Origin of the sequence: Flagellimonas oceanensis (assembly GCF_003992595.1) — a bacterium.
In the GTDB taxonomy this organism is placed as follows: domain Bacteria; phylum Bacteroidota; class Bacteroidia; order Flavobacteriales; family Flavobacteriaceae; genus Flagellimonas; species Flagellimonas oceanensis.
In genome coordinates this window covers 130918-153586 of record NZ_RZNA01000048.1, presented here as the reverse complement: position 1 = coordinate 153586, position 22669 = coordinate 130918, and the positions used below count along the sequence as shown (strand labels likewise).

18 protein-coding genes are annotated in these 22669 nt (G+C 43.1%); 5 read left to right on the top strand and 13 right to left on the bottom strand.

The window, feature by feature from the left end:
* Window positions 1–107: 107 nt before the first annotated feature.
* Genes EO132_RS15620 through EO132_RS15605 form a run of 4 tightly spaced genes read right to left on the bottom strand, consistent with a single transcriptional unit; the run spans window position 108 to window position 4869 of the window.
* Window positions 108–1352, bottom strand: a complete 1245-nt coding sequence (locus EO132_RS15620) for an NAD(P)/FAD-dependent oxidoreductase (RefSeq protein ID WP_127138747.1) — start codon at window positions 1350–1352, stop codon at window positions 108–110.
* A gap of 14 nt (window positions 1353–1366) precedes the next feature.
* Window positions 1367–2374 carry a 4-hydroxyproline epimerase gene (locus tag EO132_RS15615; RefSeq protein ID WP_127138746.1) on the bottom strand — a complete coding sequence of 336 codons (1008 nt, stop codon included), beginning with the start codon at window positions 2372–2374 and terminating at the stop codon, window positions 1367–1369.
* Window positions 2375–2425: 51 nt separating this feature from the next.
* Window positions 2426–3949 carry an aldehyde dehydrogenase (NADP(+)) gene (locus EO132_RS15610; protein ID WP_127138745.1) on the bottom strand — a complete coding sequence of 508 codons (1524 nt, stop codon included), beginning with the start codon at window positions 3947–3949 and terminating at the stop codon, window positions 2426–2428.
* Entirely contained in the window at window positions 3946–4869 is a 924-nt protein-coding gene (locus tag EO132_RS15605; RefSeq protein ID WP_127138744.1) for a dihydrodipicolinate synthase family protein, read from the bottom strand. Before EO132_RS15605 ends, EO132_RS15610 begins: the two co-directional genes overlap by 4 nt.
* Before the next feature lie 132 nt (window positions 4870–5001).
* On the opposite strand from EO132_RS15605, the gene EO132_RS15600 reads away from it, so the two are divergent.
* Window positions 5002–5844: an AraC family transcriptional regulator gene (locus EO132_RS15600; RefSeq protein ID WP_127138743.1), complete on the top strand. Its 843-nt coding sequence runs from the start codon at window positions 5002–5004 to the stop codon at window positions 5842–5844.
* A gap of 104 nt (window positions 5845–5948) precedes the next feature.
* Here the strand turns inward: EO132_RS15600 and EO132_RS15595 are convergent, their stop codons facing one another.
* Together EO132_RS15595 and EO132_RS15590 are read right to left on the bottom strand one after the other, a co-directional pair.
* Complete coding sequence (locus EO132_RS15595) at window positions 5949–7547, bottom strand: RagB/SusD family nutrient uptake outer membrane protein (RefSeq protein ID WP_127138742.1); 1599 nt, start codon at window positions 7545–7547, stop codon at window positions 5949–5951.
* A 10-nt stretch (window positions 7548–7557) separates the two neighbouring features.
* The gene (locus tag EO132_RS15590; protein ID WP_127138741.1) at window positions 7558–10557 is read right to left on the bottom strand and encodes a SusC/RagA family TonB-linked outer membrane protein; all 3000 of its coding nucleotides are present in this window, start codon (window positions 10555–10557) and stop codon (window positions 7558–7560) included.
* 374 nt (window positions 10558–10931) lie between these two features.
* Here EO132_RS15590 and EO132_RS15585 point away from each other — a divergent pair, with 374 nt between their 5' ends.
* Entirely contained in the window at window positions 10932–12302 is a 1371-nt protein-coding gene (locus tag EO132_RS15585) for an exonuclease domain-containing protein (RefSeq protein ID WP_127138740.1), read from the top strand.
* Between the two features lie 3 nt (window positions 12303–12305).
* Here EO132_RS15585 and EO132_RS15580 read toward each other — a convergent pair whose 3' ends face one another.
* Window positions 12306–13082 (bottom strand): aldose epimerase family protein, encoded by a 777-nt coding sequence (locus EO132_RS15580; RefSeq protein WP_127138739.1) that lies wholly within the window; start codon window positions 13080–13082, stop codon window positions 12306–12308.
* A gap of 23 nt (window positions 13083–13105) precedes the next feature.
* Window positions 13106–14347 (bottom strand): ABC transporter permease, encoded by a 1242-nt coding sequence (locus tag EO132_RS15575; RefSeq protein ID WP_127138738.1) that lies wholly within the window; start codon window positions 14345–14347, stop codon window positions 13106–13108.
* Window positions 14348–14350: 3 nt separating this feature from the next.
* On the opposite strand from EO132_RS15575, the gene EO132_RS15570 reads away from it, so the two are divergent.
* Entirely contained in the window at window positions 14351–15574 is a 1224-nt protein-coding gene (locus tag EO132_RS15570) for an exo-beta-N-acetylmuramidase NamZ family protein (RefSeq protein ID WP_127138737.1), read from the top strand.
* 281 nt (window positions 15575–15855) lie between these two features.
* Here the strand turns inward: EO132_RS15570 and EO132_RS15565 are convergent, their stop codons facing one another.
* Both EO132_RS15565 and EO132_RS15560 read right to left on the bottom strand, forming a co-directional pair.
* Entirely contained in the window at window positions 15856–16686 is an 831-nt protein-coding gene (locus tag EO132_RS15565) for a sterol desaturase family protein (protein ID WP_127138736.1), read from the bottom strand.
* 21 nt (window positions 16687–16707) lie between these two features.
* On the bottom strand, window positions 16708–17202 hold the full coding sequence (locus EO132_RS15560) for a YkgJ family cysteine cluster protein (protein WP_127138735.1): 495 nt from the start codon (window positions 17200–17202) through the stop codon (window positions 16708–16710).
* Between the two features lie 73 nt (window positions 17203–17275).
* Here EO132_RS15560 and EO132_RS15555 point away from each other — a divergent pair, with 73 nt between their 5' ends.
* A complete protein-coding gene (locus EO132_RS15555) occupies window positions 17276–17986 on the top strand; it encodes a class I SAM-dependent methyltransferase (protein WP_127138734.1) in 711 nt (236 codons plus the stop codon).
* 42 nt (window positions 17987–18028) lie between these two features.
* Window positions 18029–18850, top strand: coding sequence for a hypothetical protein (locus EO132_RS15550; RefSeq protein ID WP_127138733.1), 822 nt, complete (start codon window positions 18029–18031; stop codon window positions 18848–18850).
* A 10-nt stretch (window positions 18851–18860) separates the two neighbouring features.
* On the opposite strand, the gene EO132_RS15545 is transcribed toward EO132_RS15550, so the two are convergent.
* The 3 genes from EO132_RS15545 to EO132_RS15535 all read right to left on the bottom strand — a co-directional run bounded on the left by EO132_RS15545 (window position 18861) and on the right by EO132_RS15535 (window position 22627).
* Entirely contained in the window at window positions 18861–19493 is a 633-nt protein-coding gene (locus EO132_RS15545; protein WP_127138732.1) for a 7-carboxy-7-deazaguanine synthase QueE, read from the bottom strand.
* Between the two features lie 47 nt (window positions 19494–19540).
* Window positions 19541–21985: a T9SS type B sorting domain-containing protein gene (locus tag EO132_RS15540; protein WP_164732361.1), complete on the bottom strand. Its 2445-nt coding sequence runs from the start codon at window positions 21983–21985 to the stop codon at window positions 19541–19543.
* Between the two features lie 189 nt (window positions 21986–22174).
* Window positions 22175–22627 carry a Rid family detoxifying hydrolase gene (locus EO132_RS15535; protein ID WP_127138730.1) on the bottom strand — a complete coding sequence of 151 codons (453 nt, stop codon included), beginning with the start codon at window positions 22625–22627 and terminating at the stop codon, window positions 22175–22177.
* Window positions 22628–22669 lie beyond the last annotated feature (42 nt).

Here is a 22669-nt window from a genome sequence, read left to right as displayed (position 1 = left end):
ATACTAATACTATATTACCCTTAACGCCTTCACTACTGCATAAAAAAGCAATTAATTGAATAAGAACAACCGAAATGCAAAAGAAAAGCCGTGGGAAGAAATCAATATCAATGAAACCTTTCAGGTGAGAGCAGGGCCATCTCCATCGAAGTTTTTGAGCCATTCACTTCTTGCGACACCAGCTTTCCTGTTATGGGTCCCAGGCTCCATCCCATCATAGCGTGACCTGCCGCTAGGGTCAGGTTTTTATATTTTGTGGTTTTGCCAATAAACGGCAATCCATCCGGAGATACCGGCCTGAGTCCGGAGGTGGCGGAATCTTGTTCTTCAGGAAGTATGGTAAAATCCCTATAGTGCGCCTTTACAGCATTGGACAAAGCCATTACACGTTTTTTTTGGATGGTATCGTTATTGCCGGAAAACTCCATCGTACCCGCAAATCGGGTAAAGCCATCCATTGGGGTTATCGCCATTCTGGCATCCACTAAAATAGTGGGCAGGGTTATTCCCGTTGGCCTCTTAACATCCATACTGTAGCCCTTTCCACCTTGAATGGGAATTTTAAGTCCCAAAGTTGCCGCCAGCTTCGATGTCCAGCTCCCACTGGCCAATACAAACTCATCAGCCTCATAATTGTTATCATGGGTCTTCAAGGATGTTATTTGTTTGCCCTTTATGGAAAAATCCTCAACTTTCTGCCCCAATTTAAAACCCACCCCTTGTTCCTGTAGCCAACCTTTCAGTTCCTCCATAAAATGATTGGGTGTCATGTGGGCATCACACTTGTAATGAACAGCTCCCCTTACTTGGTCGGATAGTACAGGTTGTACTTTTCGTAAATCTTCTTGGGACAGTATGGAAACCTCTAGACCTTCCTTTATGGCTCTTTCGGCCACTTCATGCTCCTCCTTTTCAGATTTCTCGCTACAATACGCCATCAAAACCCCTTTTCTTTCGTAATGAAAGTCGAAATCATGAGAGGCCAATAATTCTTCATACAACGTCCTACTTTTCAGATTGAGCTCTTTGAGCACAGGCAATGCTCTTTCAACATTGGAAGCTGTTGCGGACTTTTTAAACAATAGTGCCCATTTGAAGAAATCCATATCCCATCTGGGCTTCATATAAAAAGGGCTGGAACTATTGAGCATCCACTTAAGGCCTTGGGTAATTATCCCCGGGGCGGCCAAGGGAACAAAATGACTTGGTGTAATATATCCTGCATTGATATACGAAGTACCACTATCGATTTTTGTTTGATCCAAAACAGTGACTTCCCATCCATCCTTCACTAAATAATATGCACTACAAAGCCCGGAGATCCCTCCCCCGACAACAATTACTTTCTTCATTCTGAAAAATTGGTTTACAGTACCTGGAACCCATGGGCATATGGATCATCGTCATCTATAATGATATTGTTATAGCCTGTTACTTGTGCCCATCCCTGTATACTGGGCACAATGGCTTTTTTACCCGCCAAGGTGGTCTCCAGTTCTATCCTACCTATGAACTTACTCCCTATGAAACTTTCATGAATGTAATTTTCGTTTGCGACCAACTTTCCTTTGGCATATAGCTGTGCCATACGAGCCGAGGTCCCCGTACCGCAAGGAGAGCGATCTATGGCCTTATCCCCATAAAAAACGGCATTTCTTCCCGAAGATGTCGGGTCCAAAGGGTCTCCCGTCCAAAGCATATGGCTCACATCCCTTATGGTACTGTCTTCTGGATGCACAAACATATCAGGATACTTTTCATTGATACGCTTTCGTACCACTTGGGAATAATGTATGATTTGACCCGCCGTAAAATCATGTACGCCCTTAAAGTTTTCCTGGGGGTCCACAATCGCATAGTAGTTTCCACCGTAGGACACATCAAAGGTTATCTGGCCCAGTTCCGGACACTCCACGGTCAAATTTTCTGCTGCTAAATACGATTTTACATTGACCAGTTTTACCCAATCCACTTTTTTGCCCGATTGGCGGTATTCAATTTCCACCAAGCCAGCAGGAGCTTCCATTCTAATGCTCCCCGGTACTTTGGGAACTATCAGCCCCTCCTCTATTGCTACGGTTATGGTCCCGATGGTTCCATGTCCGCACATGGGCAGGCATCCGGAAGTTTCTATGAAAAGTATCGCAAAATCATTATCCGGATTATGTGGCGGAAGCAAAATGCTCCCGCTCATCATATCGTGTCCACGGGGCTCGAACATCAATCCTTTTCTGATCCAGTCAAAATCCTTGAGAAAATGCTGTCTTTTTTCACTCATGTTCGCCCCGATCAAGTTGGGACCTCCACCTGCCACTACGCGAACCGGGTTGCCACAGGTATGTGCATCAACACAAAAAAAAGTTTTTCTTGCCACTAGCAGCGCTCTTTAAAAAACCATCTTATTCTTAAATCATTGTTCTGTTTCCTATCCCTTGAGGTATTCTGGTAACAGGGTCTGCGGAAAGGATTGGTAACTGATCGGCCTGACCCACCTTTTAATGGCATGCACACCAACTGCAGTGAACCTGGAATCCGTAGATGCCGGGTAGGGACCTCCATGCTGCATGGACGGACATACTTCAACACCTGTGGGAACACCATTATAAATGATTCTACCGACTCTATTCTGCAAAGCATCCACCAACTCCATCAAATCTAAGGTACCATTTTCTTCCGCGATAAGGGTACCGGTCAACTGCCCTTCCAAACCTTCAATGATCTGAAGGAGTTCTGCATCATCCTTGCATTGTACCACTAATGAAAATGGACCAAAAACTTCTTGATGCAATTTTGGATTGGCCAAAAACTCACTCCCTGAAACCGTTGCGACAACTGAGGCAGCATAATTGGGCTCCAACTCTTCATCCACCTTACCCACAACTTGCACTCCAGATTGGGAAGTCACATCGGCTTCATTTTTATCGTAGCCGCTCTTGATATTGGGGTGTAGCATGCACTGTGGATCCAATGCTATGGTCTCTTTCGCCAGTTCATTTATGAAATCTTGGGTGTTTTCGTTCTTTACCGTAAGCAAAAGACCTGGATTGGTACAAAATTGTCCCGTTCCCAAAGTAATGGATCCCGCATAGGTCTTGGCAATATCCTTTCCTCTTTTGGATATGGCATCCGGAGTAATGATCACAGGGTTGATACTTCCCATTTCCGCAAATACCGGGATGGGTTCTTCCCTTTTTGAGGCGATGTCGAACAATGCCCTTCCTCCAGTGATGCTACCGGTAAACCCGACTGCTTTCACTTTGGGGTGACTTACCAAATCCACTCCTGCCTGGACCCCTCCATTGATACTGGAAAACACTCCTTTGGGCATACCTGTTTTTTCAGCGGCCTTTACTATTGCCGATGCCACCAATTCTGATGTACCTGCATGCATGGGGTGGGATTTCACGATCACAGGGCAACCTGCGGCCAAAGCACTGGCGGTATCACCTCCGGCCGTGGAATAGGCCAAGGGAAAATTGCTCGCTCCAAAAACAGCTACTGGCCCCAATGGAATCATTGTTTTTCTCAAATCATCCTTGGGCAACGGTTTTCTATCCGGTTGGGCCGCATCAAAGGTGTTCCCTCTCCAATCCTCGGTTTCCACCAGTTGGGCAAAGGAGCGCAATTGGTTCATGGTTCGCCCACGCTCACCAATGGCCCTTCCTTCGGGAAGGCCTGACTCCGTGGTATAGGTATCTATCAGTTCTTGGTCCAATGCCTGAATCTCATCTGCAATGGCATTTAGAAAAGTTGCCCTTTGCTTACCGGACACTTTACGATAGGCCTTAAAGGCATCCCATGCCGATGAGACCGCTTCCTCAATTTCCTCTTTTGTGACTTCCACAAAAGTCGTTGGGTTCTCAATGTTCAATTTGGGATCCATTGTTTTGAACTCAATGCTTCCCTTTGCGCTAAAATCTCCTGCGATACAGTTTTTACCTGTAATCATACTACACTTTTTAGGTTTTTATAATCTGGGAGCTCTGGTCTGTTTTTCATGGCTTCTTCAATAACCTTGAGCACTCGCTCCCTTTCTTTTCCTTGCAAGGGCAATCTTGGGGCCCTGACATATTCTGTTCCGATTCCCGTGGCCACTTCGGCCAATTTGATGTTCTGCACCAATTGTGGACTTATATCCAACTCAAGCAATGGCATAAACCACTTATATATGGCCAATGCCTCCTCTAATTTTCCTGCTTTGACCAATTCATAGATGGCCACAGTTTCCGCTGGATATGCACATACCAGACCTGCAACCCAACCATCTGCTCCGATCACTAGGCTTTCAAGACCCAAAGTATCCACTCCCGTGAAGACTTTGAACCTATCTCCGAAACGGTTCTTCAAACGGATTACATTGGTAATATCCCTTGTGGATTCCTTTACGGCTTGGATGTTACTGCATTCGGACAGCTCCTCCATCATATCCAAAGTTACCTCAATTTTATAATCCACAGGGTTGTTGTAGATCATAATGGGCAGCGATGTATTGTTTGCAATTGCCTTAAAGTACACAACTGTTTCATGGTCGGTCGCCTTATAGCGCATTGGAGGCAATACCATTAGCCCTTGTGCGCCTATCTTTTCAGCGTGCTGTGCCACTTCTATGGCTTCCTTGGTGCTTTGTTCCGCAATGTTGATGATAACAGGAACTTGACCTTTGACTATGGTCAATGAGGTTTTTATCAGGGTTTCCTTTTCCTGTTTGGTAAGTGTACTGGCCTCACCCAGGGTTCCCCCAAGGATGATCCCTTGTACACCGGCATCCAATTGCGCCTTGATATTCGTTTCAAACATGGCAAGGTCCAATTCGTCCTCGCTTGTGAATTTAGTGGTTACAGCGGGCATAACCCCTTCCCAATGTATCATAATGCTATATATTTTGAATACAAAAATAGACCACACAATATCAAGGTTAAGCTTCATTATTAACGAATAGTGGTACTATATTACCCCAAATATTGATTCAGGTGCTTTTTATGATGATATTCGTATAAAAAAGTGAAAGTACTACCGTTCAAAATACCGAAACCTGAAGATGAGGCCCTGGTCTACCAAGTGGACAACGAGCGTGTCTTTTATGATCAATTGCACCAACATGCGGAAATCCAGATCAGTTATATTGCAAAAGGCTCTGGCTCCCTTATCGTAGGCGATTCCATTAGTGATTATAAAGAGGGGGACATCTTGGTTATAGGGGGGTATGTACCGCATGCATTTAAGAGTGATGTTTCTTTTGCCCCGAAATCACTGATGCACACCCTTTTTTTTGACATTAACTCCTTTGGCAAGGAATTCTTCAGCATTTCCGACCTTTCCAACACAAAAGATTTCTTTAAAAAATCCGAACTTGGGATGCGGGTCGTTTCCAATACGGAAATCATCATTGAAGAGTTCAATAAATTAAAAACACAGAACAGTATTGAGCAGATAGCGACTCTTTTGTTCATTATAAGCCATATTACGCAATCAAAAACCACTCCTTTATCCTCCTTTGTATACCGCAAGTCCTTTTCGGATGATGAGGGTAAACGAATGAACGATGTTTTTAAATATGCCATGGATCGGTACCATGAACCCATTAGCTTGGATGAAATAGCCAATGTGGCCAATATGAGCAAAAATGCTTTTTGCCGCTATTTTAAAAAACGGACAAACAAGACTTTCTTCCAGTTTCTCATAGAAATACGGATTGAAAATGCATGCAAGCTCATTTTGAACAATCCGGAATTGGCCATTTCCATGATTTCCGATCAATGTGGCTTTAACAATATTGCCAACTTCAACAGGAAATTCAAAGCATTGAAAGGATGCTCCCCAACGCAGTTCAAATCACAGTTCTAAGATTTACACCCATAAAAAAAGCGGATGGGGTTTCCCATCCGCTTATTATGCACTAAACAACAAACTCAAACAATTACAATAATTTGATTTACTATCTATTTAATCTAATAACCAGGGTTCTGACTTAGGTTGGTATTGGTATTGAGTTCCTCCAAACCTATGGGAAACAGTGTTGTATACTCGCCTTGTGGAGTGTGGTTGTACCAACTTTTGGTCTGGTACACACCGAATCGAATCATATCAGACCTTCTTCTTGCCTCTGCTGCAAACTCCCATCCCAGTTCGTCCAAAAAGCGCCCATAGGGCACTGAAGATTGGTCCCCTGGATCATCAATGGTGCCGTCTTCGGCCAATGTTCCGTATTCCACCGTTGTATCGCCTTCAAGCTCAGCACCCGTAACAGTTGCTTCTGCTGGGTTTTCAAAGGAACGCATACGGATTTGTGTCACTATGGTCGCAGCATCATCACTATTATTGGTCCTAAGAAGCGCTTCGGCTTTCATCATCAATACATCCGTATATCTCAAGAACGGAAAGTCAACGCTCAGTCCTCCTGTGGCCCCTGATTCTATTTCATACTTACCACATCTAAAGCCATCTGTAAAATCACAATCGTATATACTTGGCATTTCCTTTCTCAAGGTCATTACCACACTGCCATCGGAAGCGTTCAATTGATCTCCCATCAACCAGGTATCGGACAAACGCTTATCATTGGGGTCATAACTATCTATAAATTGTGGGTTACAGCTAGACCCTCCCCATGGTTGAGCCTGCATATCAAAAACCAATCGATGATCTGGCAAAAGCATTTTCATATGGGCGCTCCAATCTCCAGCAAATATTTGATCGTAAGGGATCGCGAACACCATTTCTGGATTTCCTTGGTTCTCCGTACTGAAGATATCTGAATAATTGGAGGACAATTCAAATGCCCCACTGCCGATAATCTCATCACATGCTTCAATAACCTTGTCCCATTGAGCGGTTCCCGTATAAACTTCAGCATTTAGGTACACCCGGGCCAAAACATGGTAGGCCGCCCACTTGGTCATGCGACCATAGGTTGATTGATCTACGACCTCGGTAAGGTTGGGTATAACCGCTGTAAGCTCAGAAACGATAAAGTTGTACACTTCGGCACGTGGGCTCTGGACCGGAAGTTCATCACTATAGCTTGCTATAATGGGCACGTTGCCATGGGTGTCCACCAACATGGAATAATACAATGCCCTCAAGGCCCTCATTTCTGCAATGATAGCAGATGCTTGCTCATCGCTTACCGGTAATTCTCCCGACTCAACTTGTAGAATCACCCTATTGGCACTATTGATTCCATTGAAACAGGTAATCCATGTGTTTCTTGGTTGCCATTGGGTCTCTGTCCATTCATGAAAGTGCATTCTTTTATATGTACCTCCATCATCCCATCCGTTAGGTCTTGTAGGTGTCACGAACATATCTCCGGGTTCTTCCTGCACATCAAAATATCCTTGCCATCCCATTACAAACCGCATGGGTGTGTAAGCGGATGCCATTACGGAAATGATATCCGATTCCGAGGGTGTAAAGGAGGATTCTGTCACTTCAGAGAACACTTCCTCTTCCAAATCCGTGCAAGCTATGGGCAAGAGCAATAAACCTGCTACGATCGTTAAAATTTTTGGTCTAAGTGAAATCACTTTGTTCAATATATTTTTCATAATCTTTTTTTTAGAATGTAAAGTTGATACCCAGTGTAAATGTTCTAATTGAAGGGTATTTGTCCCTATCGTCATTACCTGGAACGATTCCATCGTTAGGAGTCCGGTTTCTATTCACTTCCGGATCGATACCCTTATACCCTGTTATGGTAGCCAAGTTCAAACCTGATGCGTAGATGCGGAAACTCTGGGCAAACTTGATAGCATCCTTGGGCAATGTATACCCCAATGTAATATTGTCTATCTTAAGAAAATCCCCATCTTCCACATAATAGCTTACAAATCGCTGCACATCCTGCAACACTGCTTTGCCATAAACCATATCGTAAGCGGAATCCAAGGTATTATAGCTGATTGTTGGGTTTTCGTAGAACATTCTCGAGAAGTTCAATATCTGATAATCCAAAGCTCCTCTCAGGTTTACCATAAGGTCCCAATTCTTATACTTAACCGTGTTGTTCCAGCTATAGTAAGCTTTTGGCAACCCGTTGCCCAACACCTGTCTATCGTCGTTCGTGGCCTCTGTGGCGGGAACACGGGATCCATCCGGTCTTTCTATTATCCAGATGCCATCATCGGTAATATCCACACTTTTCAATCCATAAAAATTACCAATGGGCTGTCCCTCCTGTATACGGTGCGTGCTGATCTGTATGGGCTCCCCTGTATACCCTTCATCAAAAAAGTCGTTGGTCAATTGGAATTCGCCATTGGACAACGAGACCACTTCGTTTGTATTCGTTGAATAGGTCAGGTTTGCAGTCCACTCAAAGTCATCCGTTTGAAAAGGAGTGACATTCAACAAAAATTCCAGACCGGTATTTTTAATCTGAGCTACGTTCGCAGCTATCTCACCATAGAAATAGGGTGGTGTCGGCACACTGTAATTGAGCAGTGCATCCTTTGTCGTCCTATTATAGTAATCCACCGAACCGTTGATGCGCCCATCGAGCACCCCAAAATCCAATCCTAGGTTAAATTCTTCTTTTTTCTCCCAACGTAGGTTTGGGTTTGCATTACGAGATGGGACCAATTCCCTTACCCATTGTCCATTGTTCAAAAAATAATCCCCATATGTCAGTCCACTCAATGCTTGATAATTGGCTCCAGCATTGATTCCAGTGATACCAAATCCTGTCCTGAACTTAAGGTTGGATAGCCAATCCCAGTCATCCGCGAAAGATTCTTGGTCCACACGCCAACCCAAAGAAACACCTGGAAAATTACCCCATTTATTGTCTTCCCCAAATCTTGAAGAACCTTCCCGACGCATACTTGCCATCAAGAGATAACGATCGTCGTAGTTGTAGGTTACCCGGGAGAAAAATGCTATCAGTTTATCGGAATACTTATCACTGCCCATTCCAGCTTCCCCTAATTGGAGCCCTTGGCCACTGCCTAGATTATTATAGGTAAAACCATCGGTTGGAAAACGACGGTTGGTTGCCCAAAAACCTTCGGTGGTATTGTCCTCGTAATTATATCCCACCAGACCTGTTACCTTGTGTTTCCCAAAGCTATTGTCGTAATCCACGGTAAACTGCCCATAGTTTCCAACATAGTCATTGGTGCCTCTTGAAGCAAAGCCTTCTTGGCCATTTTTGGTAGTGGAAACGTGATTCTTTGTCTGATAAAAACCTCTGATATTGGAATTTCCCTTACGCGTGTACAATCCTTTTACCGTAACATGATCACCAAAGTCATAACTCAAGGAAAAATCGAATCTTGTATTTCTGTACCTGTTCTGACCAATGGTTTCCTGTATATAGGCCATTGGGTTGTCATAGAAATACACATCTCTCTCGTACCAAGTTCCATCTTCGTTGTATACAGGTTCCGTAGGGTTTCTTATTAGCGCCTGCCTGTATATGTATGGGTTAAAGCTTACCCCATCTCCCAGAGCATTGAAGGTTTGTTCGCTCAAGATCACACCCACATTTGCTTTCAACCGGTTATCGAACATGGCATGGTTCACACTTACCCTGGCGGTATGTTTTTTATTATCGGATTTTAGAAAAATCCCCTCAATATCCCTGTAGTTCAAGGACGCTGTCATATTGGAAGTTGAGTTTCCCGCCCTGAAAATAAGATTGTGCACCTGACTATATGCATCACGGGTAATCTGGTCCACCCAATCGGTATCGGCTCCAAAATCTTGGATATTGGCTCCATTAAAGGTATACCCTTCATTGAATTTTTGTCTTAATTCTCCAGCGTCCAGAAAATTCAATCTATCCGCAATCGTGGAAAGCGATGCATATCCATTGTATTCAATCGTCGGTTTCATATCAGCACTACCCTTTTTTGTGGTAATGATGATAACCCCGTTAGTACCACGTGTACCATATATTGCAGTTGCCGAACCATCTTTCAGTACATCGATGGATTCGATGTCTTCCGGCGCAACGGTATTTAAACTACCAGGAACCCCATCGACCAAAACCAAGGGGTTGGACCCACCCGTTAAGGAAGAAAATCCCCTTAAGTTAATCTGCGTTCCCTCCGTGGGGTCGCCCGAAGGGGCCGAAACGGAAAGACCGGCAACCTTACCTTGGATAAGTTGCGCCGCATCCTTTACGTTACCTTGCACAAAGTCTTCGGATTTTACGGTTGCCACGGAACTGGTCACGTCCGCTCGTTTTTGGGTACCGTAACCGATCACAACCACTTCGGACAATTGTTGTAAATCTTCTTTCAATACTACATCAATCGTAGTATTCCCCTGAACCGGAATCTCTTGGGTCAAAAAGCCCAAATAGGAAAATACGAGTACCGCATCGGATTGTGAAGTGCTGATCTCGTAATTACCATCAAAGTCGGTCGCAGTACCGTTAGTGGTGTTTTTTTCCAGTACGGCAGCACCAGCAATGGGAACACCCTGCTCGTCCGTTACGCTACCGGTAATTGTTTGTTGGGAGAATCCAACTTGTCCAACCAAAAGGCAAAATACGGAAAACAAGAGCTGTTTTTTTCCCAAACATTTTTTGAATAAAAAGCTAGCCAATTTCATAATACATCTTTAGTTTGTTTAGTTAATTGCTTTCATAAAACTTATACTCCATAGGTCTTAAATTTGATTTAAAAATTAAGAAGCGTTAAATTTACACTTGTAAATGTAATCTTCTGAGTACTAAGTTTTTTGGAAATATTACCCTGTTTTGATACTATATTGACCAATCAGCAGTGATTTTCCCTTTATAACGGATTTAATCCTATCAATTCGAGAATAACAAGTATAATTTCAACACTTATAGTTATAAAACAGTTATTTATTAATTAGGTAAAAAGTCTTCATTTTTTGACCCAAAAAGACAGCTCCAAAAGTTTGTGGGTTGCAGATGAAATTCCATAAAACATTAACTTTAATGTTTCAAGTAAAATTGATTGTATACAGTTATAGACATAGAGACCACTGGAAACGGAATCAAAGGCAATAAGATTACCGAGATTTCCATTTTCAAATATGATGGTGCACAGATTGTGGAGGAGTTCACCACCTTGGTCAATCCGAAAAGCCCTATTCCTTATTTTATAACCGGACTTACGGGGATCGATGATCAAATGGTGCAAGATGCCCCCACCTTTCAAGAGATTGCCCAAAACATCCTGAATATTACCGAGGGCTGCGTTTTTGTGGCCCACTCCGTTAATTTCGATTATGGTGTCATCAAAGAAGAGTTTCGACAAATCGGTGTGGACTTTACCCGTAAAAAACTCTGTACGGTACGGCTATCCCGTAAATTGATACCCGGACTTCGTTCCTACAGCTTGGGGAAATTGTGTTCCGCAGTGGAAATCCCTTTAGTTGACCGCCACCGCGCCCGTGGAGATGCCCATGCTACCGTCCTTCTGTTTGAAAAGCTCTTGGAAAAACCTGAATCGGAAGAAGTTTTCAAAAAGTTTTTGAATGCCCGTAGTCAAGAAGCCACCCTTCCGCCCCATTTGCCCAAAGCTGTTTTTGATAAGATCCCACAAAAACCGGGCATCTATTATTTTATGAATCAAAAAGGGGAAATAATTTATGTGGGAAAGGCCATCAACCTTAAAAAAAGGGTACTGGGACACTTTTACGATAAGAGTCGCAAGGAAATCCAAATGTGTGGCGAAACAGTGAATATTGACTTCAAACTGGCGGGCAGTGAATTGGTCGCCCTGTTGATGGAATCCGCAGAAATTAAAAAGTTGTTCCCACCATACAATCGTGCCCAAAAAAGAACAGGTAAACAATATGCCATTATCGCCTACGAAGACCGCAATGGAATCATTCACTTGGCCTACAATACTATCAAGGGCATTCCAAATCCTTTAAAGGTGTTCCACAATCAAACCGAATCCCGAGCCTATTTGGAAGAAGTGTGCAAACGTTTTTCACTTTGTCCCAAATATTGCCATCTACAGCAAACAACGGCCGCCTGCTCCCATCATGAAATCAATACCTGCGAAGGAATCTGTAGAGGAGAGGAGCTTGCGGAGGATTACAACCAAAAGGTCGAGGAAGCTATTGATCACATGAAAATCTTGTCGTCCGAAGTCAGGATCATCAAAGAAAAAGGCAGGGTCGAAAATGAAAGTGCCGTGGTTTTAATAGCTGATGGTATTTACAAAGGCTTTGGCTTTATAGATACGGACACTGAAATATCTTCCCTTGAAGATGTTGAGGCATTCATTACCCCTCAGAAACACACTGTGGAAACCGAAAGTATTCTTACCCAATATTTTTTAAAGCACAGCAAGAGTCAAGTGCTGACTTCTTAAAAACTATGCTTTCGGGTTTAGTATGACCTTAAATTGGGCTGCATCCTTCAATTTTTGAAATCCTTGATGCAAATTCACCTGTTCCACGGCATAGGGATAAAAAGAGATGGGCTCAATACAAACCATGTTCCTGACCTCTGTCCAGCACATGAAATTGCCAAAACCTTCGGTTGCAATGGTAATTTCCTTCTCGTCCTTTAGTATGATGGACGTACAATCCTCGACTTGCAAAGCTCGGCTCCCAACGGCCAAAACCTCATCCAATGAAATCTCCTTGCCTTGGGCCAAGATTATTGGAGATTTTGAGTGCAGTTTAAAAGCTGGATGATACCCCAACATAAAAGGCATATCTTCTTCTCCAGAAACCTTGAAGTGGACTTCAAGACTATCATCCGTCAATAAAAAGGATTTTTCAAATCTAAAATCATAAGGCCACGACAAGGCTTCTTCCGTGGACTTTTCAGGGAATTTTGAATTGGAAACCTCGGTTCCGGATTGGTATTCCTTGGCAAAAACGGCTGAAGTATCCGTTTGATGCTCCAGTTCGTAGTCCATTTGGCGCAAAAGTCCATGCTGATCTTGAATCGCATCGCCTTTGGGTGTCTTTACCCGAAAATCAGCCTCATTGACCGGCCCGATGATGGGAAACATTTCGGTATCGGCACTGCCCCATCCCGGACTTCCTTTTTGGTGGATGAATTCATGTCCGTTGACCTGGTAACCCACCAGCTCTCCCGCATCAATCTTTACTATGCTATTGTTATTCTTGAGCTGAACCATACTTCTTTAAATTTTTATGTTGATCATTCAAACTGGATGGCCTTTACCGGTGTAATTTTTGTGATGATGTACGATGGAATCAAAAGCATCAACAAACAAAGTAGCATCACACCTACATTCAACAATAAAATGGTAGGCACATCCATATGTACTGGAATGTAGTCTATATAATATTCCTCTGGGTTCGGAAACTTGAACATTCGGTACTTATCCTGAAGAAAAATGACTCCCAAACCAATCAAGTTACCCCAAAAAAGTCCGATGGCAATCAAATAAGCGGCATTGTATAAAAATACTTTTCGGATACTCCAATTGGCTGAACCCAACGCTTTCAAAATTCCGATCATCTGGGTACGCTCCAAAATAAGGACCAGCAAAGCTGTTATCATATTGATACCACCAACAATGATCATAATACCTATGATTAAGGCGATATTAAAATCAAAAAGACCGATCCACTCAAAAATGCGGAAGTATTTGCTTTTGATGTTTTGTGTATCCAGACTTGATATGGTCTTTCCATAAATCTCGTTGCTCTTTTCATCAAGCTGGTCAAAATCTTCAATGAACACCTCAAAGTTTCCAATTTGATTTTCTTCCCATCGGTTCATCAATTGAATATGGCGGATATCCACGAACACATAGGTTTCATCAAATTCCTCAAAACCACTATCGTAAACACCGACTATTTCGAACCTTCTATTGTTCGGTGGTTTGGACGCATCGCCATCCCGAAGGAAAAAGGAAAAGAAACTATCGCCAACTTTCAACTGCAATCTATTGGCCATTAAACTGGATATGAGCACCTCTTCATTTAGATCTCCGTTATAATCCGGTATCCTGCCATCGACCAGATATTCCTCAAAAGTGCTCCAATCGTAATCGGTGCCCACTCCCTTGGCCAACATCCCCTCAAATGTATCCGCAGTTCGGATAATTCCACCTTTGGTGGCCACCCCTTGCACATGCCTTACACCTTGCACATCCTGAAATTCGGGATAAAAATCCTGATCAATGGAAATCGGCATCAGGGAAACCTCGGAGTTGTTATTATCGAAACTGGAAATTTGGATATGGCCATTAAAGGCGGCGACCTTCTCGCGTATCTTGTTTTTAAGCCCAACACCCGTAGCAATGGCAATGAGCATCATTACCACACCGATGGCAATAGCGGCAATGGCAATTTTTATTATCGGGGCGGAAATACTAATTTTATGTTCCTTCCCTGTAACAAGGCGTTTGGCAATAAATAATTCTAAATTCAACGAATGCCCATTTTATCTAGATTCAAAAGTACAGTTTTATTGTTGTTTTTGGTGTTTTCCGCATGCAAGGGACAACAAAAAGAAACCATTTCCGCTTCAGAAACAACTAGCGAAGCGTCTGCTCCCATAAAAGTGGCTGCGAACCGAACGGAAGTTTACCTACCCCTTCTTGAAGGAAAAACGGTGGGTATCGTAGCGAATCCAACCAGTGTGATTTTTAAAGAAAAGGGACACACCCATTTGGTGGATTCTTTGCTGTCCTCAGGGGTTGATGTCAAACAAGTTTTTGCTCCCGAACATGGGTTTCGAGGTACGGCAGATGCAGGGGAACACGTAAAAGACGGTGTGGATACCCAAACAGGCTTGCCCATTATCTCGCTTTACGGTAAAAACAGGAAACCCTCCCAAGAGCAATTAAGCGAATTGGATGTCATCGTTTTTGACATTCAAGATGTAGGAGTGCGGTTCTATACCTTTATTGCTTCCCTACAATTGGTCATGGAAGCCTGTGCGGAAAATGATGTTCCTATTATAGTTTTGGACAGGCCCAATCCCAATGGACATTATGTGGATGGTCCAACCATGATGCAAGAACATACCAGCTATTTGGGAATGAACACGATTCCTTTGGTATACGGAATGACGATGGGCGAATACGCCCAAATGCTGAATGGCGAAAGCTGGCTCGAAAATGGCAAAAAAGCTGATTTGACCGTTATTGAACTGGAAAACTATACCCACGAGTCCGAATATCACTTGCCCATTCGGCCCTCGCCCAATTTGCCCAATGACACCTCCATTACATTATATCCAAGTTTAGGATTATTTGAGGGCACCAATGTAAATGCAGGTCGAGGCACAGAATTCCAATTTCAACGCTACGGGGCATCGTTTATGGACAGTACAGCCTATGATTTCAGTTATGTGCCCGAGCCCAACTTTGGTTCCAAATACCCAAAGGAGGAGGGTAAAACCTGTTACGGCAAGGATTTATCCAAAACACCAAGAATGGACGAGGTGACCATGGAATGGATCATTGATGCTTACAACAACACCTTGGACAAGTCCAAATTCTTTTTAACGAGTGGTTTTACCAAACATGCGGGCACTCCGCTCCTTCAAAAACAGATTGAGGAAGGGTTATCCAACGAAGAAATCAAGGCTACTTGGCAAGATGATCTGAAAGACTTTAAAAAAATTAGGGCGAAGTATCTAATCTATGATTGATTTTTTAGATAGTTCCGACTGTTGGATGTTTGAAAGATTCAACATCGAGTCAATAGTAAAGGGCAAAAGATTTTGATACGAATTTCTATGAACACAAAACGAAACATTCTTAAGTCACTCTGAACTCGTTTCAGGATCTCACATTAATGAGATTCCGAAATAAGTTCGGAATGACGGTTGGCCAACATTTGACACGAATTTCACAAATGGCACGAATACTTTCATTCTTGAACTTGAACCAGTACTTACACAAACGCCTGGCATCCCATTTCGGATGCCCCTTACCCCTTTGTCGTAGGTCTCCGATATTTATGGAAAGGTTGTTTTAACAATCCCTTGATACTACTATTCTCTTTTTCATCGGGAAAGGTGTCCACTCCGTATACGATATCCTTGGGGTCCATGGACATATACGTGCCGAACAATCGGTCCCAAATGGAGAAAATATTGCCGTAGTTGGAATCCGTATAGGGCAATTGGTAATGATGATGCACTTTGTGCATATCGGGACTTACAATGAACCAACTGATGGCATTGTCCACTTTTTTGGGCAAGCGAATATTAGCGTGATTGAATTGTGAAAACACCACGGACAGACTTTGGTACAGCATAATGACACCTATGGGCGCCCCAACAAGTAAAACCCCCGCCAAAGTGAATGCATATCTGATCAAACTTTCCAAAGGATGATGACGATTCGCTGTGGTCGTGTCCACGTTATGATCGGAATGGTGCACGAGATGAACCATCCACAACGGTTTTACCTTGTGTTCCACCCAATGTGCCGCATAGGCACCAATCAAATCCAAGAGCATCACACCGAGAACAACGTAGAGCCACAAAGGCATTTCGGGCAACCAATTAATAATCCCAAATTGATTTCCCACTGCCCAATCCGAAGATTTCAACAATAAAAAAGCAAGCGGAAAATTCACGATAATGGTGGTCAGCGTAAAAAAGAAATTGGGAACGGAATGCCGCCATTTTTTATAGGGCACATTGAAAAGGGGCACAATTCCTTCCAAAATCCAGAAAAAAGTGATTCCCCCGACCAAAATCAAGCTTCGGTGCCAGGAAGGTATGGTCTCGAAATATGAAATCAACTGTTCCATTCCTTCAAATATAGCAAATCATTAAAATTTGATGGCTTTTTTCATTTCTTCAACAATGTTAAAAGCTGCAGGACAAATAGCTACATTTTTCATGGTAAGGTTCGCAATCTGCTGGAACTTTTTTCTATCCGTATGGGGAAACTCGCGACATGCCTTGGGACGAACATCATAAATGGAGCAGTAATTATCAGCTCCCAAAAAGGTACAGGGAACAGTTTGCAGCACATAATCGTTCTCTTCATCGACCCTCAAAAACTCATCAATAAATTGGGAAGGCTTCATCCTAAAATGCTTGGCTATTCGCTCAACATCGGCATTGGTGAACAACGGACCCGTGGTTTTGCAACAATTGGCACAAGTTAGGCAATCCGTCCGCTCAAACTCGGCCTCGTGGAGTTCCTGCATGGTATAGTCAAGGTCCTTCGGCGGACGTTTTTTGAGCTTGGCGAAGAACTTTTTGTTCTCGGAATGTTTCTCCCTGGCCTTTTGTGGTAAATCCTTGAGTATTTCGTCCATAGAGCACAAACTTATCCATTTTAAACCTTTTCAAACAATTAAAGTCCCACCTTTGCAGAAACAAACCGAAGCTATGGCAGATGTTTTTGGAATGGCCCTAGACGATTATCAAAAAGGGGAACATACAGAGGACATAAAAACCTATTCATCTTTAGATGAAGAAGATGTGATTCCCGTTCCCTATCTGTTTCGAACCTTTGACGAGATGCCATTAGTAGAGCAAAAAGCCTTGCAAAGGGCTCGTGGAAAAATCCTTGATATTGGTGCTGGAGCAGGAAGCCATGCGCTTTACCTTCAGAACAAGGGTTATAAAGTGACGGCCTTGGACAATTCCGAAGGATGTATCGCTGTCTGCAAGGAAAGAGGGGTGGAATCCACCGTATTGAGCAATATTCTGGATTACTCAGAAGAAAGATATGACACGCTGCTATTATTGATGAACGGCATTGGGTTAGCGGGCAAACTGAAAAATTTAAGTCGGTTTTTACAGCATTTGGCCTCATTATTGCTGCCCAATGGTCAGGTTTTATTGGATTCCAGTGATATTGTTTACATGTTTGAACAAGATGAAGATGGTGGCTATTGGATTCCTGATGATGGGACTTATTATGGCGAAGTAACTTTTGAAATGGAATATAAAGGACATAAAAGCAAACCTTTTGATTGGGTTTACGTAGATATCAATACGTTACAAAATGCTTGTGAATCCAATGGTTTCAACTGTGAACTTGTAATTTCTGGGGAACATTACGACTATTTGGCCAGGCTAACGTTAAAAAAATAATAGATTCCAATATGGAACGTTTTTAGTAGACACTCACTTATTATGAAAAAAATTGCGCTTTACACGCTTCTCAGTTTTGGATTACTGCTAAGCTGTTCCAAGGATTCGGATATCTCTTCCCCGGATTCCAATACAAACCTAAAAGCTGGAAACTTATTATCCACGGGTGCATCGGCAAGGGATATATTGTCCAACGATACGTATGACAAACTTTTGATCGAGATTGATTATGTCACGGGATTTGCTCCTACTGCTGGTGCCATAGCCAATTTTGAAGAATTTTTATTGGCACGCACCCATAAAGAAACCATTGAATTCAACTACACGGCACTTTCATCTCCGAATGAAGAAGCTTTGACCCTGGATGAGGTGGTCGAATTGGAAAGTGAGAATAGGGACGAATATAATGACGGTAGCACCTTGGCCATCCACATCTATTTTGCCGACGCACCTTCGGAAAGTGATGAAGAAGGTGAGAACCTTGTTACCTTGGGAGCTGTTTATCGCAACACTTCCATGGTAATTTATGAACAGACTATAAAAGAGTTGACCCAAAACAGCACCGTTAGTACCGAAGAGGTGGAAACAGCCACTTTATTGCATGAATTTGGTCATTTGTTTGGTTTGGTGAACCTTTCAACTCAGGCAGTTCACCCAGAACATGAAGAGACAATCATTAATGAAAATAATGAGGAAGAAGGAACAAACCATTGCAATGTGGATGGTTGCTTGATGCGTTCTGAGCTTGAATTTGGAGGATCTTTACTGAAGCAAATGGAAAAAAATGCCTCCAAAGGACTAGAGTCCATACCTAACATTGGACCTGAATGTCTTTTGGACCTTCGAAAATATGGTGGACGTTGATTCCTAAGATTTAAGGAATATTCAAATACTTATGCGTTTGTAGGGAAACCTTCCATTTGGGATGTTTCATCACATATTCCACGATTTGCGGCATCATTTTGTCGCGAACACTCCATTCCGGCTGTAGGTAGAGAATGCAATCATCATTCACTTTAGCAGCTTGTTCCTCAGCGAAAACAAAGTCATGCTTGTTGTACACGATTACCTTGAGTTCGTGGGCCTTCTCATAAATATCGTCCACGGGAAGCTTGTTCTTTTTGGGCGATAGGCATATCCAATCCCAGACACCCGTCAACGGATAAGCGCCCGAAGTTTCAATATGAATGGTCATACCCTTGGCCTTGAGACCTTCAGTGAGTGGCCCCATATCCCAAGTAAGTGGTTCTCCTCCCGTAATCACAATGGTGTCCGAGTACTTTTCAGCATTGGCAATAATACGATCTATCTTGGTAGGCGGATGCGTTTCGGCATTCCAGCTTTCCTTCACATCACACCAATGGCAGCCTACATCACATCCGCCGACCCTTATAAAATAAGCGGCCGTACCCTTGTGATAGCCTTCCCCTTGAATGGTATAAAATTCTTCCATCAGAGGCAGCATCAAGCCCTTTTCCACCAAATCCATCACGTTTTCTTCTACCATGGTGCAAAGATAGTGCGAAGAAATTGCATTACCGTGCAACTTCTCGATTATTGCTTTAGGGTAAAGTGTCCCTTTTTTTGATGGACCTCTCCATGGATATCAACCAGTTCCAGAACATACCAATAGTCGGTGGGAGGCAATATTTTACCATTGAAAATACCGTTCCATCCTCCTTTCATTGGGTCCCGTTGTGCAAGCAATTTTCCGTAACGATCAAAAATGTAAAAAACACCCTGTTCGTAAAACTCTTCTGTAACCCCTAAAACCTTGACCTCATCGTTGATACCGTCATTATTCGGAGTGAAGAATTTGGAGACACCAATGACACCTACACTGATCCTATCGATTCCACAACCATTCCTGTCCATGGCATACAGCGTATGTAGACCAGGGGCCACATTCGTGAAAACTGCTTCTTCCTGCATATTCAAGGAGTCGTCCAAGGAAAAGACATAATTGCCAAGACCCAATTCCCCATTTTGATGCATCACTGTGATGGTTCCGCTTTCCCCATCATCTTCCACTTGCACAAACTGCGGCAGCAACTCGGGAGGTCCCGATTCGTCTACCCGAAATAATCGAGGTTCGGAAACACAACCATACTCCGAAGTGGCCACAACAGTATACGAACCTTGCTGTGAAATTCTGATGGTGGCATCAGTTCCTATGGACTGACCGGTTTCATCAAACCATTCATATTGATGGTTCCCATTCGCAGCCGACGGGCTTACCAAAACACTTTGTCCGGTACAATACATATAGTCCTCTCCTATATCAAAAGAAGGAATGGGATACACTTCCAATTTTAAGTGGGGTCCTACTCCATAGCAAGTTCCAGATGCTTCGTCTTCCACCCTAACAAAAAGTGTTTCAGTAAAAGGTATTGAGTTGCTATAATTGTCGGTGTCCATAATCGCATTGCGATTGAAGTAAGCATCATCTTCATTTTGATAAAAGGACACGGACAAATTTTGATTATTGGGAAACTCTGCAAGGATGGCATTCGTTGCTTCTCCCAAATCAAATGCAGCTATTCCATCCGCAGCACCCTGATCACAGGTTTGTTGCTCGTATTGGTAATTGGATGGCAGCGAAGTCGTGCTTACATCCAAAAACAAATTACCTACTGAATAACAGTAAATCCCTGACCCTTCAGCCCTAAAATAAAGTTCACTTGCGACACTGTTGTTGAAAAGCGTATCAGGCAACGGATTGATACTGTTTTCCGCATCACTTTCGGACAAATAAAAAGTAATGTCCAGATTCACATAATCCGCTCGGATCAAATATAAATATGATGTCAAGTCAAAATCCGTAAAACCATCAAGCGTACCATCGGAATCACAATTGGTAATCGTGAAACCTTCGTTGATTACCGGTTTCAACTTTACTTCTGCTTCCACAGCCACTCTTTCGCCCGATAGGCAGCCATTGTATGAGGCCAAAGCGTAAAATGTAGTATTTGACACCAACCATGGTGTTTGAAATGTGTCTCCTGAACCAATTGGACTTCCCCCTGTTTCCGAATCGAACCAAAGAACATCCCCTATAGTTGATGCGGCTTGCAAAGTCACTGTTCCCGGTCCGCAAACAGTCCCTGATACAACATCTGATATTTTAGGCGTAGTGATTTTGGTGCTGGCAGAAAGAGTCAAAGTAGGATCTCCAGGCATTCCACCATATTCAACAATGTAGCCTTGAGGCTCATATATTCCATCGCCACCTGTTATGGGCAAATCGTTCCATGATCCCGTTATCCCCAAACTTGGAGCTGTGATATGGGCATAGTCTTCACCATTCAAATCATTGGGTTCGTTGGTGTTCCAAAAAGCAAAGTTCGGTGTACTTCCATTGCCGGCACCATTCCAAAAAACCGTACCCGCCTCAGGACCTGTCACCCATCTCCATTGCCCCTCTGTCGCTTCATCTGTGCCTCCAATCCAACCCGTTCCCGAAGCCTGCTCCCCTGTGAGTTGGGCCTCAGCATCAGAGGTTATGGTGGCCAAATACCCTTGGAGCCCAAAAAAGCTGCTGTTCTCGGCAGCGACCACAGCATCATCCCATCGTATGCCCAAATCAGGAATATATTCATAGTAGTGACCTGTTTCCGGCAAATAATTGGCGCTACCAATCGTGAATGAAAAATATTTTTCTTCCGTAGGTGATGTTGATGAGCTCTCGAACACCACATCGTTTACAGCAGCGATCAAATCCGAATAGGCCACTGCACTACCAGAGGGCCCTGTAAGAGTTAGTTTGCCCTCTTGGTCATTCCAACTTGTGGCAACATTGGGATGACTTTTCTCCAAACGCAAAATATCCGACCCTCGCTGATAGCCCGTGGAAATTTGGATGTAAAAAGCATCGATTTCCGTATCGTCGGGGTCTATGATGTTAAAGGAAGTGGCAATGGGAATTGACGTTTGCGGACAATACATCTGATCTCCGACCGCAGATACCTCTGGGGCTATATTGGTCTGTGAATGAACCATGCCTGGAATCAACAAAAAGAAGCATACCGCAAAAATGTATAGCCTTCTTTTTTCGACAGCAAACAACCCGAAAAAATATCTGTATTGCATTCCCATAAATCCGTAAGGTTTGAAGATGAAGAAACAGATTGATGCTTCCAATTATTCAAGTCCATTGCCCCATATCTTCGACAAGTCAGTATGATATCCCTATTTTATCGCAATAACGTCAATCTCGATATTTCCATTAGCAGGAACCGCCTTGGCTGCAAAAGTGGTTCGGGCAGGTTTTTTGGTAAAATATTGGGCATAGATTTCGTTGAAAGCTGCAAAATCCTCAATATCGGCCAAGATCACGGTGCATTTCACCACATTGTCCAAAGTCATGCCGTGTTGGGCCAACACAGCTTTAATATTTTCAATGGCCTGTTCCGTTTCCTTTTGAATACCTCCATCAACTACGGTGCGGGTGGTATGGTCCATTCCCATTTGCCCCGCCAAAAAATACATGTTGCCCGCTTGTACGGCATCACTATATGGAGCACTTTGCTTTTTGGGCTCGTGCGATTTATGGAAAATAACATCCGTACTTTCTTGGGCTTGGGATGTGGTCATTGTCCCAATCATTAAAATAAAGAACAACACATACTGGAAAGGTTTCATAATCTGGTTTTTAGTTTTGCCTAAAATTACCCTATTTTTATC

What these genes read in the sequence shown, in the direction of transcription:
- EO132_RS15595 (WP_127138742.1), bottom strand. Translation starts at nt 7,547, where the DNA reads ATGAAAAATATATTGAACAAAGTGATTTCACTTAGACCAAAAATTTTA.
- EO132_RS15560 (WP_127138735.1), bottom strand. Translation starts at nt 17,202, where the DNA reads ATGGACGAAATACTCAAGGATTTACCACAAAAGGCCAGGGAGAAACAT.
- EO132_RS15540 (WP_164732361.1), bottom strand. Translation starts at nt 21,985, where the DNA reads ATGGTTCATTCACAGACCAATATAGCCCCAGAGGTATCTGCGGTCGGA.
- EO132_RS15535 (WP_127138730.1), bottom strand. Translation starts at nt 22,627, where the DNA reads ATGAAACCTTTCCAGTATGTGTTGTTCTTTATTTTAATGATTGGGACA.
- EO132_RS15565 (WP_127138736.1), bottom strand. Translation starts at nt 16,686, where the DNA reads ATGGAACAGTTGATTTCATATTTCGAGACCATACCTTCCTGGCACCGA.
- EO132_RS15545 (WP_127138732.1), bottom strand. Translation starts at nt 19,493, where the DNA reads ATGGTAGAAGAAAACGTGATGGATTTGGTGGAAAAGGGCTTGATGCTG.
- EO132_RS15580 (WP_127138739.1), bottom strand. Translation starts at nt 13,082, where the DNA reads ATGGTTCAGCTCAAGAATAACAATAGCATAGTAAAGATTGATGCGGGA.
- EO132_RS15605 (WP_127138744.1), bottom strand. Translation starts at nt 4,869, where the DNA reads ATGATACATTGGGAAGGGGTTATGCCCGCTGTAACCACTAAATTCACA.
- EO132_RS15550 (WP_127138733.1), top strand. Translation starts at nt 18,029, where the DNA reads ATGAAAAAAATTGCGCTTTACACGCTTCTCAGTTTTGGATTACTGCTA.
- EO132_RS15590 (WP_127138741.1), bottom strand. Translation starts at nt 10,557, where the DNA reads ATGAAATTGGCTAGCTTTTTATTCAAAAAATGTTTGGGAAAAAAACAG.
- EO132_RS15555 (WP_127138734.1), top strand. Translation starts at nt 17,276, where the DNA reads ATGGCAGATGTTTTTGGAATGGCCCTAGACGATTATCAAAAAGGGGAA.
- EO132_RS15620 (WP_127138747.1), bottom strand. Translation starts at nt 1,352, where the DNA reads ATGAAGAAAGTAATTGTTGTCGGGGGAGGGATCTCCGGGCTTTGTAGT.
- EO132_RS15570 (WP_127138737.1), top strand. Translation starts at nt 14,351, where the DNA reads ATGCCCATTTTATCTAGATTCAAAAGTACAGTTTTATTGTTGTTTTTG.
- EO132_RS15610 (WP_127138745.1), bottom strand. Translation starts at nt 3,949, where the DNA reads ATGATTACAGGTAAAAACTGTATCGCAGGAGATTTTAGCGCAAAGGGA.